This window comes from Acinetobacter sp. WCHAc060025 (assembly GCF_004209355.1).
GTDB lineage: Bacteria > Pseudomonadota > Gammaproteobacteria > Pseudomonadales > Moraxellaceae > Acinetobacter > Acinetobacter wuhouensis.
Map to the genome: position 1 here is coordinate 24,226 of NZ_SGSX01000005.1, position 15,210 is coordinate 39,435.

Sequence of the window (15,210 nt, forward strand, 5' to 3'; positions counted from 1 at the left end):
TAATTCCTCAGAGGTTAGGTTTTATACCAAATTAAGTTAAAAAAACTGTACCTAACCACCGGTTGATAGTTAGGTAATACCATTAATGCTTTTCGCTTGCCATGCTTAGATAAACGATGGTTAGCATCATAAAAATAAATGCTTGCAGGGTGATAATCAAAATATGGAAAATCGCCCATGGCACAGACAATGCCCATTGGATCCAGAACGGTAGTAACGCGATTAAGATGAAGATTAACTCACCTGCATACATGTTACCGAAAAGTCGAAGAGCCAAAGAGATTGGACGCGCAAGGAAAGTTACCAATTCCAAAAGCAAGTTAAATGGAATTAAAAGCGCTTTAGCGATTGGATTCTTAGGATTGAACGGATTCAGCGCCAATTCACCTACGAAACCGCTCACACCTTTTTCACGAATACTGTAGAAAATGATAAGAGCAAATACAGATAAAGACATACCAAGGGTAATGTTAGGATCTGTAGTAGGTACAATTTTGAAATACACGCTATGTGGATCCATACCAAACACGTTGCTACCAATAAGCGTAGCTAAATGTGGGATGAAATCTACAGGTACTAAATCCATTAAGTTCATGAGGAAAATCCACACAAAAATGGTTAGTGCCAACGGTGCAATCAAACGAGACTTCCCGTGGAAAGTATCACGAACACTTGAATCTACAAACTCAATAATCATTTCGATTGCAGACTGGAACTTGGTTGGAACACCAGAGTTTGCAGCTTTCGCTACACACCAGAACAACAAACAGAAAATCAAACCAAGTCCGATAGACCAACCCATTGAATCCAAGTGAATAGCAGTGAACCCCATCTGTTGAGCTTCAGCACCACTTTCTGCCAATTTCCATGTACCGTCTGGCATTTTGCCATAGGTCATATTGGTCAAGTGATGCTTGATATACTCGGTCGAAGTAAGGGCATGTTCTTCAGCAGCCATAAATCACACCTGGTCAATGTAAAAAAACTAATAGAATAAAACGAATATCGCGTGCTGCTTGATATCTCGCCTATTCCTGAAAAACTTTTCAATTTTTGCTGTGTTTATACTCATTTTTGTAAACGGGTTGCCCAAAAAGGAGCGATCCACGTCATGGCTTGTACAAGTATAAAACCACAAAACAAAGCCACCGGGGATAACGGCTGGACATTGCTTAAAATTAAAATGAATCCAACGATCACAATTGCAAATTTGCCCATCATGCCTCGGTACATGTTCGAAAGAACCTGTTTTGAAGCACGTGCGCCTGCTGCTCGAAACGACTGCCATGAAAAATAACAACTGGCAAGCCAACAAATGAACGCACCTAATGCTGCACTCAAAGCCGCAGTCGAGTCTTTCAAGACCCACGCTATCAAGGCTGAAACAGGAATCATTATTGCTTGCAAATAGACCAAAGCTTTTGCTAATCGTCGGTCAATCATGCGACTAGTTGGGCTCATTTTTTATCCACTCACAGCATATATGCTTGACAAGTTTAGCTGATGATCGTTTTTAATCGCAGGCATTATAGAGTTACACCCCTGAACATGCAATCTTTTCCCGACCTTAGTCGTGTTTTTTTCGATATTCATGGTGCTTTTCATATGTACGATTGTTGATTATTTTTTGCATCATTTTCGTGCATTAAGTACACAAGCTTGTGTTTCTTGTGCCAAAGTCCGCCAAGCAACCACAAAATCTTGTTGTTTTGCCAATGACTCATCTACCGATTGAAAGGTAATTTCACCCAATTTACGGTACTGACTTGGACTGGTACTGGCTTCTGCCAATAAGCACATTTTTTTGTAAGGGCGCGTGTCATTCATATATTTAATTTGTGTTACCGTTGGTGCCACATGAGGATCATCGGTCATTGCCCCCGCAAATTTCAAGTTCAAAGAACGCTCTAAATATTGATATGCATCATGATATGCCCAATAAGGTCGTACTGTACCTACGCCTATGTATTTTTGCGAAACAAGCAACATCTCATTGGCAAATTTTTTGGCATTATTCCAATACGCTGTTTTATTTTCTGGATGCTGTTGTGAACGCAAAGCGGCAATAAAGAAGCCAATGCGCACCGCATTATTTGGATCTAGCCAAACATGAGTATCCATGGTGTCTTTTAAAGCAATGCCACGTGTGCTACGCAATGGCAAAGCTTGGATAATGCCTGAGTTGAGAATAGAAATCGCTTTTGCATTATTTGCCAAGACTCTTTCTAAAGGCGCTTCATGCTCTTTACCAAGCCAAATGACCAAGGAAGCATCCATGATGGTTTTACGATTATCAGGAGTGAGCTGTACGTCATGCCCCGACTGATTTCCTAAAAGTAAAACAGGTTCTTCCACACCTTGGGTAATCGACTTTGCGATGAGGTAAATCGGATGTGTAGAGACGACTAAAGGTGCTTGAGCCCAAGCAAGATTCGCCAATAATGCAGTTAAGCAAAAGGCAATGATGCGTTTCATTGAAATGTATTACCAAATAAGATTCATGTTATAATATAACAAATGCTAAAAAATGCCTATGCCATTCGTAACTTGATCGTGCTTCATGTTAAGATTCGCAATCCCCTTTCATTCAAACAAGAAGTCTTGAGGTCTGATATGAGCTTATGTTCACACGAGCACCATGATACTTTGCATGGCGTACACGATCATCTCAATGTTGAAACTCGCCTATCAGAAGCAGAGAACCTTTGTGCAACCTCAGGCGCACGACTTACGCCCTTACGTAAAGAAGTGCTTGAGTTGATTTTAAATGCGACAGGCCCGATGGGTGCCTATGATCTTTTGGCAAAAATGAAAGGTTCTGCAGAGCGCCCTGCTGCCCCACCAACGGTTTATCGCACCTTAGACTTTTTATTGGAAAAAGGTTTTATTCACCGTTTAACGTCAATCAATGCTTATATTCCTTGTTGTCACCCACGTGAGGGACATCAAGCGGCTTTTTTAATTTGTACTGAATGTCATACAGTTAAAGAAGCTTCTGCAAAAGGCTTAATCCAAGAGTTGGATGATTTAGCCGCTTCAGATCACTTCAAGCCACATCATAGTATTATTGAGATTTCAGGAATATGTCAGCAGTGCTCGAACAAAGCGTGAACTCCCCTCTCGTTCAACTGCAACAGATCAATGTTCGAATCGATGAACGCGACATTTTGAAAAATGTTGATTTTTCACTGCAAGAAAAAGAAATTGTCACGTTGATTGGGCCGAATGGTGCGGGTAAATCAACACTGATTAAAGTATTATTGGGCATTTTAAAACCCAATTCAGGAAAAATTGTGGGTGCAAAAAATTTAAAGCTTGCCTATGTCCCACAAAAATTTAATCCATCACACAGCCTACCACTTCGTGTCAAAGACCTGCTTGATTTAGAAAAATGTGATAAAGCGATTAAGGCTGAAATCATTCGTGATACTGGCATTGCCAAATTAGAACATTCTAAAGTTCAACAACTTTCAGGTGGTGAACGACAACGGGTATTGTTAGCTCGTGCTTTATTACGCCAACCCAATGTTCTGGTCTTAGATGAACCAATGCAAGGCTTAGATATTCAATCTGAAGCAGAGCTATATGAATATGTTCGCAGTTTGCCTGAACGTTATGGTTGCTCGATTTTAATTGTGTCACATGATTTACAATGGGTCATGCAAGGTACACAACGCGTTGTATGCTTAAATAAGCATATTTGTTGTAGCGGTTTGCCCGATAGCATTCAGCAACATCCTGAATATCAAGCTTTGTTTGGCACCAGTCGTGTTCCATATCAGCATCATCATGATCATTGTGCGCATGGCGACTCAGCAAAAACCTGTGAACATGGTTCGCATCCCCACATTCACCCAGAACCGGAAGCTTAAGCCATGATGGAATGGTTAGAACTCCTCCTACCTGCATGGATCATGGGAACACTGTTGGTGTTTCTCACTGCACCACTGGGTTGTTTAATGCTTTGGCGCAGAATGTCTTTCTTTGCCGATACCATGGCACATGGGACTTTGCTTGGCGTGGCTTTAGCTGCTGTTTTGAGCCTACCACTGTGGGTTGGTGTGACTTTCACTGCTGTACTTTTGGTGGCTGTACTGTGGGTATTGCATGATCCTCGTTTGCCGAATGATGCCTTACTGGCACTTTGTGCTGCGACCCTGCTCTGTTCAGGTTTGTTACTAATCCAACATTTACCCGCATTACGCCCTGAATTATTGAGTTATTTATTTGGTGATCTATTGACTATTGAATGGTCTGATTTACCAATATTTGCAGCAGTCATTGTCGGTGCATTAGCTGTGCTCTATCACTACTGGCAAGCACAGGTTCAAATTGCCATTGATCCTGATATTGCTGTCAGTGAAGGTGTCAATGCCAAATGGCAACGCTTAATTTTTATGTTGTTATTGGCGTTATTTACTGTATTAGCCTTACGTGCAGTGGGTTCATTGTTAATGGGTGCTTTATTAGTGATTCCTGCCCTCGCAGCACGTTTAATCGCTCATTCACCTAAACAAATGGTGATAGGTGCCTTTATCATTGCCCAAGTCGGTGTGACTGTCGGCTTATGGTCTAGCGCAGCTTTGAATATCTCAACAGGTTTAAGTATTGTTTTAACCATGTCGATTTTATTTGCCATTGTCTTTATTTCTCAAAAAATTAAAAAAGTGGCTTGATCTGAAGCCACTAAATCAGACTTTTCAATGAAACATACAAACCATACACTGCAATCACAATAAGAATCACGCCACACAAGCCCAATACTTTTGCATAAAGTTTACTTTTGGCTAACTTGTTAAAAGACAAATAAACCAAAGACAATGTTAGAAAATCCAAAATAATCCATGCAATTACCAAAATCGCCAAACTAATATTGATATTTGCATGAATCCCGATAAATTGAGGGAAGAAAGACGAGAAGAAAATAATATCTTTGGGATTTGAAATGCCAACTAAGAAACCTTTAACCACACCGCCATCAACTGGTGATAATACAGTTTCAGCTTGATCATTCTTCTGAGAAGAAACATCTTTGAGTATGTCATAACCCAAATAGGCAATATAAAAACAGCCAAGAATTTTAATGATCAGGAATAATGTTTCATTAACACTAAACATACCTTTTAAAATCAAAATTGACGCAGCGATCAACACCAATGAAGCTAAGTTTGTACCAATAATGGTTTGCAAAGCTTTGCGATAACCACCTTTTAAACCCGCGCTCGCCACCAAGATCATCACAGGTCCAGGTGTCGCAATCATGATAATGACGGTGATGACGTAAAGATACAGTTCAAGATAATTCAAACATTGCCCTCAGATTTTTCAATCAAACTACTGATGTACCAAACTCAACAAACCAGCTGCACAGCTAAATAACACAGCAAAGGTACGGTTCATATATTTCTGCTGCTTTGGTGATTTGAGCAGTCTTAATACTTTCGCTGCCAAGCCCGTATAACCAGCCATCACGATCAAATCAATCGTCACCATGGTGGTCGCCATAATCACATATTGAATCCATTGCGGTTTTGATAAATCTAAAAATTGCGGCAAAACTGCCAGTAAAAATACAATTGCTTTGGGGTTACTGATATTGACAATAAAACCATTTAAAATCAGTTTTGGGATAGATTTAGTGGGTTGTTCAGCTTGGATATCAATCGATTGTGTTTTCGCTGTCCATTGTAAATACGCCAAATATAAGAGATATAAGACACCAAACCATTTCACGAATAGAAATGCAATTGGCGTGGTCGCAAATAATACCCCCACCCCAGCCGCAACCACCATGATTTGCACCAAAAGTGCCAATTGAAGCCCAATCGCATTCCAATAGCCACGGCGGAAACCATAGTTTAAACCACTCGACATTGACGCGATTGCACCTGCGCCAGGTGAAATACTAATCACCCAACACGCCAACATATAGGCAAACCAAACTTGATATGACATAACAACAGAAGAGGAGATTTTCAAAGTTTAATTATAGCTTTTTTAAATCGATATTTTTCGATTAATTTAATTGTTAAAAAGTATAAGTCTTGTCTATGCTGTTCTCACTTGATCATGCACAATAAGCTTTGGATAAAAAATAATTGAGGAGCCATCAGCATATGACAGCCCAATCTGTAATTCTGCCATTACCTTCAAACCATGCGCGTTTTATTGTTATTAATTTAAAAGATCTGTCTATTGATGGCTTAAAAGAACAACTCAATGCTTTATTTAGCACTCGCGATCGTTTAATCACACAACATCCTGATGCTGAAATTAAGACTTCTGTCGCTTTTGGTCCTGAACTTTGGGCGAAGCTGTATGATCAATCCCCTGCTGGTTTTAAACAACTTGAACCGATTCAGGGTTCTTTTGAAATGCCAGTCGTTCCAGCGGATGTATTTATTCACATTGCCTCGGCACGTGCTGATCTGTGTTTTGCTATGAGCCAATCTTTTTTTAATGGCATCCAAAATCAAGTTGAAGTTTTGGATGAACGTGTTTGTTTCCGTTATTTGGATGGTCGTGATTTAACGGGTTTTATTGATGGGACTGAAAACCCTCAATTCCCTGATGATCGTGATGATGTGGCTTTGTTAGGTGACGATGCTGGAATTTTTGCAAAAGGTTCGTTTGTCTTTGCTCAACGTTATGTACATGATTTAGATAAATGGAAACATTTAAAAGTTGATGCGCAAGAGCATGTGATTGGTCGTACTAAGTTAGAAAGTATTGAGCTTGATGATGATGTGAAACCTGATAATGCGCATGTTGCCCGTGCTGTGATCGAAGATGATGAAGGTGAAGAGCTTGAAATCTTACGTCATTCTCTTCCTTATGGTGATGGTCAAGGTGAGCAAGGTTTGTTCTTTCTTGCATATACCAAAGATTTAACGCGTATTGATCAAATGTTAGTGCGTATGTTTGGTACTAGCGGTGATGGGATTCATGACCGTCTTCTTCATTTTGTCACTGCTGTTGATGGGGCTTATTTCTTTGCGCCAAGTGAGCATTTGTTGGAAGAGGTTTTGGAAGGGTAATCATAAAAGGGCTTTAGTATTTTCTAAAGCCTTTTACTTTATAGCTTACATTTATTAATAATTTGAAATTTTGGTGTACTATCAAAACTTATCAATGTAAAACCACGATCTATAAAGTTATCAGATTCTTCAGTTGCATCATGATAATCCCATTCAGAAATACCATTATTTTTTAAAGCTACGTCAAAATTAAAATTAATACCACCATCTTCATCATAAAAGACAACTTTATAATGATTATTATCAATTTTTTTAATCTTGCTGACTTTATAAAATGGATGATCTGGCGAATCAAAAGTAAATTGGATAGATTTCTTTTTTTTATCAAAATTAACAGTATTAATATTTAATCCTTTCTTTGTCATATTTGCATAAACTAAACAGTCATAGTTCCATTTAGACTGTTTATCTTTATAAATGTAATAATTAGATTTAGCTTTAAATTGATCAAAAAAAGTATCAACAATATTACCAAATGATAAAGTTGGGAAAAGTAACAATAAAATTAAATAATTTTTTTTCACTGACATTTCCCTTCTGTTTTAAATTTACCTATATCATTCTTATCCACCGCATAAAAAGATAAATCATCCATCCTTCTACGACCTTCGTAAGCATCCCATTGATAAACATTACCATTATTCAGTTTTTTTATTTTATAAATATAATTTACATTAAATTCATTACGGACAAATAAAGAATTATTTGTTTTTTTTAAAATTAAATAATCAGTTTTCTCTGGCAAGCCTAAATATAAATGATTCTTTGTCAAAACTATATTTTCAATCTCGTTCGTTGTTTCAGCTTGACATAATCTAACAAATTTATCTTTTTTCTTTTCAACCATCACATAATCACCAGGAGGAACTAATGCAAATGCTGAGGTTACAAAAAAAGATAATATTAAACCTAATAAACTAACCAAAATCTTATCTTTCATGTCATTAATTTCTTCTAACTTGTGTCATTGTATAAGTACTGCCATTGTAAGCAGTTTTACCACGTAAAAAACCATTAGTTATGTAAAGTTTATTAGTTTCACTTGCCCCTTTATCTTTATGTCTAGTTCCTACATCATAAAAACGATAATAATTTTTTCCATTCTCACAACCTCTACCAATAACTACTATAAAATGATCAGTTGTGTTTTCATTGTAACCATAGTTTAGCTTATGATCCACGCCCACCATAACAGGATGACCTGCATCAAGCTCTTTATCTAAATAATTCAATCCATTTTGAAAATCATTTGTTGGATTAATAGCATTATGAACCGAATTTTCTAATGCAACCTGGAATAACTTTGTAGAGGAACCAGCAGTTGAACTTAAACCACTCTTTTTTAAAATCAGTACGCAAGTTCTTGCACAAGCAACATTCGGTCTTGGTTGTGTAAATTGAGAAATCCAATCAACAGATCCACTTAAATCAACATGATTCTTATGACAATCAGGGCATAAGCCTTTTGCTGTTTCTGTTTTCTTTATAGAACATGCAAAGTTTGTTTCTAAATTTTTAGCATCTAACCCTTGTGTAAGATGCTTATTAATTTCCTCAGTTACTTCCCATACATAAGTTTTACCATCATCAAACCCTCTTATTGGAATTTTATTCCCATTTTTATCTGTTTTAAAACTACCATCTTTCTTAGTTCTGTATGCAAAAACATTTTGATATTCTCCTTTCTCTTTCATGAAAGAAGGGTTTGCATGATAAGGACTAGTTTTCCCTCCACCCTCATATACAATATCATCAGGCTTGTTTTTACCTGCCAGCAATGGTCTTGGATAATTTATATACAAATACATATCTGTTAATGATTTCATCAACTTATGACGATTTGCTTTCATAAAATGTTTTTTTACAAGGTCTAATTGCTGAACAGCAGACATATTTGTAAGCGTTTTTACTGAAATTTTTAGGTCTGTACGAACATCTGGACCAAATTGAATTAAACCATAATAGCCCAAACCATTAGGTTGAGCTGGACTAAATGATCCTCCAGTTTCCAAGTGCATACATGCCATCAAATTATTCGCCATATTTTTAATATCATTTGGCCACATGTCCTTACAAATTTGAATAACCTTTTTTCTAAATTCACAATTTACAAACTTTCCACTTTTTCCCCATGCTATTCCATAATCCTTACATACACACCCACTTAAGCTTGCTACAGCAACTGGTTTTTTATCTTCATTATGTTCCTGTTGCACTTCAATTTTTTGAGGTGGAGGCGGTACAGTTTTTTGCTGAGGTGAAGCAGGTGGTGTTTGTTCTTTTTTAGGTTCTATTGCCTGAGGTTGAGGTTGAGGTTGAGGTTGAGGTTGAGGTTGAGGTTGAGGTTGAGGTTGAGTATTTGCAGTTTTCTGCTCGGTAGTTTTACTTTTTGTATCTGTTGAAGCTGAGGACTTCGAACCTGAAGACTTATTTTTACGATCTAGAGCAACTGTACCCGTTTTCTTCACTGGTGGAACTTTCACAGTTGAGTTTTCGTCTAATTTTATTATTGCATCAGCATTTCCCTCTACAATGTCTATTTCTTGTTTTTGATAAATTTTATTAGGAGACTTAATATTTGGGTTTAAAGCCAATAGAGCAGAAACCGTTGTATGATGTTCTTCTGCAATTTTAGAAAGTGTATCACCACTCTTAACTTTATATGTCCCTCTCCAATATTTACCTTGCTCTTGATGTGGCAATAAAGTCACATCAAACTTCATTTTTGGACTAATAAGCTTTACTTTTATATTTTTACTTGGTGTATGTATTTCACCAATTTTCTTCATAGTTTTATCAATATCTTTACGAACAAAAACAGTTAACGTATTTCCTCCAACATATTTAAGAGAAATTTCCCCTTGTCCATTCGTATTACCCTTTTTTACTAACTCTTTACCATTTTTAATTTCATAATATAAATTTGGAATTGGCTTATGTGTTAAATCATGTAAAGTAAAAGTAATATTGTATAATTTATCTTTTAATGCTGTATTCATTTTCTTTTGCCTTATTTTTATTAAATGTTTTGATTTTCAGATTCAACCTCTGAATCATCTTCTTCAATTTCTACTGCCCAGTCAGTATTAGTATCTACAAATACTTCTGCTGGCTCAGAAGAGTCAGAACCAATTCGTGCAGTTCGACCATTTTCATCTAATGAACCACTTGAGATTCTTCCATCTTTAAACTTAGCTACATAAGATAAATTTGGTAAATCAAAATCCCAGAACAAATCATAAACATCCAACTTATTACTATACATCACATTATTTGGTAGCTGAGGAACTTCATAAGGCACTTTAACCCCACTCGTAAACACCTGTTGCCCACTCTTCACTTCAAACAAACCACCCGTTTTAATAAAGACACCGCTACCATTAACAACAAGCTGAGTACCACCTGCTTTTAAATCAATCTCTTTGGTGCTGGTCAACTCAATCTTATCTTCCGTCGAAATCAGCTTAATCACTTTCTTGGCAATGATTTCCACCAAATCATCCTGAGCCTGAACTTTTAACGGACCTTTTGCTGCATAAGCACTTAACCCTTTTTGTGCAGCAAACAAACTCAATTTATCTTGTGCATGTGCCACAATATTCTTCTGCGCACTTAAATTAATCGAAGCACCAGAACTCTCAGCAATGTCTTGCGAAGCTTGTAAAATAATGTCTTCAGGTGTGGTTAAAGCAATACCGTTTGGAGAAGCCAATAGCATCAATGCTTGACGGAAAATTTTACCTTGTTCTTGTTTTTTATCATCACTACTGGTTTCAAGACCTTGGGTATAACCTTCCATAAAACCTTGTAAAGAGCTTAAAGCTTGCATTGGATTGACATCCAACTTACTACCCTTACCAAACGATCCGCACACACTGGTTAAATCAAAATCTTTAATTTCAACATTACCCAAGACTTTACCAACATCCTTTAAAGCTTCGAGTGGATTAGAATCAAACTTGTCTTTTATGTCTTTAAAGCTAGATAATTTTCCTTTTAAAATATCCGAACCGTGCTCTTCAATATTTTCAATAAAGTCTTTTAAATTTTCGACAGATTCTTTTGCATCATCAAAAAAGTCTTTAAATTCACTGACAATATTTTGAGTGTCTTTACCAAAGCTTTTAATATCATCAATGAAATCACCACTACTTTTCAGCGCAGAAATAGGGTCAGAGCTAATCGCATTTTTAAACAAACCTACGGTTGCTTGTAATGCTTCATTTGCACCTTTTAGTTCTAAAGAATTGATCAGTTTTGGTAGACGATTGATGACATTTAAAGAATCTGTTTGTTGCTTAACAGCAATTGTACTTAACGCTTTCATGCTTTCAGCACCTTGATTGAGCAAGGACTGTGCCTGTGCCGCTTCAAGATGATCTGCGATTGCATTTTCCTGTGCATAGGTGGTAATCAGCATCCCTTTACCTGCACGCATTGCACCATAAGCATCTGTTCTCAGTTCAAAACCTTCACCACGACCATTACTGGTTTCTTTATCTTTGGGGTGACTTAAATTGCCCAAGTTTAACTGTGTCGCTGCATGGCTACTTTGCAACTGAGCACTGATTTGCCCTGTCGTATCATCGAAACGAAGTTGGTTAAAACCTGAACCGCCAACCTCAGAAGAACGAATACCACTGAGTTTTTTGGTATCAGGAAGTTGCCCTTTGACATCGAACATGGTTTGATGACGTTCAGCTTCATGCAAACGTCCCATCACAAATGGACGGTCTACATTGCCATCAAAAAAGTCGATGACGACAATTTCACCAATACGTGGGTGGAAGCGTGTTCCATAGCCCTCGCCTGCCCATGAGGTCAATACATCTACCCAAGCTGAATCCGTATCATTGTCATTAGAGCCTGCGCCACCATCATGGGCGTTATCATCGGTACGGGTAAAGAGGAAACGAACTTTGATGCGCCCCCATTGATCCACATAGATCGTTTCGCCTTGAGGTCCAACGACTTTGGCACGTTGTGGGAAAGCCGATGGGCGATGGTCTAAAGGATTATATTCAGGAACAATCGAAATCCCTCGACGAACTAAAGACAATTCATTGGCTTGACGTTGATCTTTAATTAAATGATTCCAATAGCTTAAATTTAAAATTTTAGAGAGCTGATCTTGTAATTCTTTAGGTAAATTATTTTGATTATAAAAAGTTTTGCCTAAAATCAAAAATTCGCGATCTGAACCTTCGTGTTGATCAATTTCAGGATGCTCTTTGAGTTCAAACCAATAACCGACTTGTGCATCACGCACTGAACTGGTCGCAGTGAAATATTTAGACTGCAATTCCTGGTATTGCGTAAGTTGATTGTTGAGCTTTTCAATCTGTGCCGAACTTGATGCAGTCGTTTGGTCTTCGCCCTTTAAATCACTGGTCCAAGCTGGGCTAATAGTCCATGCTTGTTCCAAACTTAAGGTTTCATTATCTTGTTGATCACTATGAGTGTGATTACTCAGCGAACTTTCACCTTGATCTTGCGATAAACTATCCGCTTGCCAGCGTTGCACTTGAATAGCAGTCGACTGAATTGAACGTTGAGCGATCAAATTGGTAATGGTATCAAAGCGTTCCGTCGCATGACTACGATGAAAACGAATACTGCGTCTTGGCATCGCTTCATATTGTGAATTATCATCAATCAAGCGTAATTTCTGCGCTTGAATTTGAGTCGCTGAAATTGGAACAACTCTAGCCACTTCATCGACCAACCAATTTATCCCTTCACTACGCCAAAGTCGTGTTAAAAAATCATAATCCGTTTCATTGGCCTGCATGACAAAGGGACGCACATCGTAATCTTTCTTTAAACCACTGGTATTTAGACTTAAACTCGAAGCAAATAAAACACTTTTAGCTTGCCATTCTTTGAATAATATCTCGCTAATTTCAAGCACGCTCTTATTCATAAACACACGGCTATTGCGACGCTTATGCCAAAGTGTAGAAGCATCCTCAAGTGTCAGCTTATACACCGTCAATGCACCATCGCTCTGCCCTTGACTCGCCCCTGTGATAATTCCTGTCGTACGATATAACTCACCAAAATCAGTGACCTGATCGACTGCAACTTGGCAACCAATGAATTGCTTTAACGGAATATGCGCATTGGTCGATAAACACAATAACTCAGCTTTTAAGCCTTGATTGATAATGTGCTGACCTTGAATGCATTGTAAAAATACATTGCTATTTAAATTCTGATTGGAAAACTGCACATGAATGACACGTTTCTGCATACTTAAGCCGAAGCTTTCAAGTAAGTTATTAATATTTTTTAACATTTTAATGATGAATAGTTAATTTTTATGAAGTTATTTTAAACAATGAAGAATCAAAGGAAAGCTTAAAATTGTTAAATTTTTTATTTTTAGAAAAATCAAACATAAAAAATGAGATCTATTTAAGATCTCATTTTCTTCATTTCAAATTAAATGCATGATTAAAAAGGAACTCGCTTATAATCACGATATTCTGGTTTCCAGAAGTTCTTTTCAATGCTTTCATGCAACTGTTCATCTGTAATTAATGGTGCAACACCATCTTCAATTGCAGCTTTAGCAACTTTGAAAGCAATGATTTTAGACACTTTTTGCAGTTCATTTAAATCAGGCAATAAATCTGCTTGGATGTCTTTTAACTTCGGTGAACAATCTGCCAACGCAGAACTTGATGCCATGAGCATATTATCCGTGATGCGAGTTGCATTCGATGCCACAACACCCAAACCAATTCCTGGGAAAATATACGAGTTATTGCACTGTGAAATATTAAAGGTTTGACCATGATAATTCACTGGGGTAAATGGACTACCTGTCGCAATCAAAGCCTTACCTTCAGTCCATTGGATAATATCCGCAGGGACAGCTTCTACACGAGAAGTTGGATTCGACAAAGGCAACACTATTGGATATTCACAATTCTGCGCCATAGTTTTGATGATTTCTTCAGTGAATAAACCTGGTTGACCTGATACACCGATCAATACTGTTGGTTTGGCATTTTTCACAACATCTAGCAGGGAAATAATTTCTTCGGCATTGCCCCAATGCGCGACATCTTCAGACTTTTGTGCCAATTTACGTTGAAAATCTAACAGATTCGGCTGATTTTCAGTAATTAAACCAAAACGATCGACCATAAAGACTTGCGCACGTGCTTCAGCATCAGTTAAACCTTCTGAAACCATTTGCGCAATGATTTGTTCTGCAATACCACAACCTGCCGAGCCTGCACCTAAAAAGGCAACTTTTTGATCTTTAAGCTGTTTACCCGCTGCACGACTTGCTGCAATCAAAGTCCCAACACATACCGCTGCTGTACCCTGAATATCATCATTGAAACAACAAATCTGATCTCGATATTTTTCAAGTAAAGGCATCGCATTTTTTTGTGCAAAATCTTCAAATTGAATCAAAGCTTTCGGCCAGCGACGCTTCACCGCAGCAATCACTTCATCAACAAATTCATAATATTCATCACCACTGATGCGCGGCTCAGACCATCCGAGGTAAATCGGATCGTTAAGTAATTGCTGATTATTGGTTCCGACATCAATGGTAATCGGTAGCGTATAAGCTGGGCTAATCCCACCGCACGCGGTATACAGCGATAATTTACCGATTGGAATACCCATCCCACCAATCCCTTGGTCACCCAAACCAAGGATACGTTCGCCATCGGTAATCACCACGACTTTGACGTTTTTGCGGTTTACATTGTGAATGATTTCATCGATATATTTACGATCTGGATAAGATAAGAATACCCCACGATGACGACGATAGATGTCTGAAAAACGCTGACATGCTTCACCCACAGTTGGTGTATAAATAATCGGCATCATTTCACTCAAATGATTTTCAATCAGGTGATAAAACAATGTTTCATTGGTGTCTTGGATATTTCGTAAATAAATATGTTTATTGATCGCTTCACTAAAAGAACAGTACTGTTGATATGAGCGTTGACTCTGTTCTTCGATGTTTTCGATCACATGAGGGATTAAACCGTGTAAGTTAAATTGGGTACGCTCTTCTTCTGTGAAGGCTGAACCTTTATTGAGTAATGGTAGTTCTAGCAAGGCATTGCCAGCATAATGAATATATAAAGGATATTTTTTCGAGGTTTCCGTTGGCATTTCCATTCTCATCGAAGCA

Annotated in this window: 14 protein-coding genes; 4 read left to right on the plus strand and 10 right to left on the minus strand. The window is 37.8% G+C overall.

Features of this window, described 5'->3' with window-relative positions:
- Positions 1 to 82: 82 nt before the first annotated feature.
- The 3 genes from atpB to EXE09_RS05360 form a co-directional block, all read right to left on the minus strand.
- The gene (atpB, locus tag EXE09_RS05350; protein ID WP_068975643.1) at positions 83 to 958 is read right to left on the minus strand and encodes a F0F1 ATP synthase subunit A; all 876 of its coding nucleotides are present in this window, start codon (positions 956 to 958) and stop codon (positions 83 to 85) included.
- 110 nt (positions 959 to 1,068) lie between these two features.
- Complete coding sequence (locus tag EXE09_RS05355; protein ID WP_068975642.1) at positions 1,069 to 1,461, minus strand: ATP synthase subunit I; 393 nt, start codon at positions 1,459 to 1,461, stop codon at positions 1,069 to 1,071.
- 171 nt (positions 1,462 to 1,632) lie between these two features.
- Entirely contained in the window at positions 1,633 to 2,475 is an 843-nt protein-coding gene (locus tag EXE09_RS05360) for a metal ABC transporter solute-binding protein, Zn/Mn family (protein ID WP_068975641.1), read from the minus strand.
- Positions 2,476 to 2,613: 138 nt separating this feature from the next.
- Here EXE09_RS05360 and EXE09_RS05365 point away from each other — a divergent pair, with 138 nt between their 5' ends.
- Genes EXE09_RS05365 through znuB form a run of 3 tightly spaced genes read left to right on the plus strand, consistent with a single transcriptional unit; the run spans position 2,614 to position 4,676 of the window.
- Positions 2,614 to 3,111: a transcriptional repressor gene (locus tag EXE09_RS05365; RefSeq protein ID WP_068975680.1), complete on the plus strand. Its 498-nt coding sequence runs from the start codon at positions 2,614 to 2,616 to the stop codon at positions 3,109 to 3,111.
- The gene (gene znuC / locus EXE09_RS05370; RefSeq protein WP_130116582.1) at positions 3,084 to 3,872 is read left to right on the plus strand and encodes a zinc ABC transporter ATP-binding protein ZnuC; all 789 of its coding nucleotides are present in this window, start codon (positions 3,084 to 3,086) and stop codon (positions 3,870 to 3,872) included. The genes EXE09_RS05365 and znuC overlap by 28 nt, the downstream gene beginning before the upstream one ends.
- Positions 3,873 to 3,875: 3 nt before the next feature.
- Entirely contained in the window at positions 3,876 to 4,676 is an 801-nt protein-coding gene (znuB, locus tag EXE09_RS05375; RefSeq protein WP_130116583.1) for a zinc ABC transporter permease subunit ZnuB, read from the plus strand.
- Positions 4,677 to 4,686: 10 nt separating this feature from the next.
- On the opposite strand, the gene EXE09_RS05380 is transcribed toward znuB, so the two are convergent.
- Complete coding sequence (locus tag EXE09_RS05380) at positions 4,687 to 5,307, minus strand: LysE family translocator (protein WP_130113259.1); 621 nt, start codon at positions 5,305 to 5,307, stop codon at positions 4,687 to 4,689.
- 27 nt (positions 5,308 to 5,334) lie between these two features.
- Complete coding sequence (locus EXE09_RS05385; RefSeq protein ID WP_130116584.1) at positions 5,335 to 5,955, minus strand: LysE family transporter; 621 nt, start codon at positions 5,953 to 5,955, stop codon at positions 5,335 to 5,337.
- A 161-nt stretch (positions 5,956 to 6,116) separates the two neighbouring features.
- Between EXE09_RS05385 and EXE09_RS05390 the strand changes: the two genes are divergently transcribed.
- Positions 6,117 to 7,037, plus strand: coding sequence for a Dyp-type peroxidase (locus EXE09_RS05390; RefSeq protein ID WP_130116585.1), 921 nt, complete (start codon positions 6,117 to 6,119; stop codon positions 7,035 to 7,037).
- A gap of 38 nt (positions 7,038 to 7,075) precedes the next feature.
- Here EXE09_RS05390 and EXE09_RS05395 read toward each other — a convergent pair whose 3' ends face one another.
- The 5 genes from EXE09_RS05395 to EXE09_RS05415 all read right to left on the minus strand — a co-directional run bounded on the left by EXE09_RS05395 (position 7,076) and on the right by EXE09_RS05415 (position 15,191).
- On the minus strand, positions 7,076 to 7,561 hold the full coding sequence (locus EXE09_RS05395) for a hypothetical protein (protein ID WP_130113257.1): 486 nt from the start codon (positions 7,559 to 7,561) through the stop codon (positions 7,076 to 7,078).
- Complete coding sequence (locus EXE09_RS05400) at positions 7,558 to 7,977, minus strand: hypothetical protein (protein ID WP_227542633.1); 420 nt, start codon at positions 7,975 to 7,977, stop codon at positions 7,558 to 7,560. The genes EXE09_RS05395 and EXE09_RS05400 overlap by 4 nt, the downstream gene beginning before the upstream one ends.
- 4 nt (positions 7,978 to 7,981) lie before the next feature.
- The gene (locus EXE09_RS05405; protein ID WP_130116586.1) at positions 7,982 to 10,036 is read right to left on the minus strand and encodes a LysM peptidoglycan-binding domain-containing protein; all 2,055 of its coding nucleotides are present in this window, start codon (positions 10,034 to 10,036) and stop codon (positions 7,982 to 7,984) included.
- A gap of 20 nt (positions 10,037 to 10,056) precedes the next feature.
- Positions 10,057 to 13,335: a type VI secretion system Vgr family protein gene (locus tag EXE09_RS05410; RefSeq protein ID WP_130116587.1), complete on the minus strand. Its 3,279-nt coding sequence runs from the start codon at positions 13,333 to 13,335 to the stop codon at positions 10,057 to 10,059.
- 158 nt (positions 13,336 to 13,493) lie between these two features.
- The gene (locus EXE09_RS05415) at positions 13,494 to 15,191 is read right to left on the minus strand and encodes an NAD-dependent malic enzyme (RefSeq protein ID WP_130116588.1); all 1,698 of its coding nucleotides are present in this window, start codon (positions 15,189 to 15,191) and stop codon (positions 13,494 to 13,496) included.
- Positions 15,192 to 15,210 lie beyond the last annotated feature (19 nt).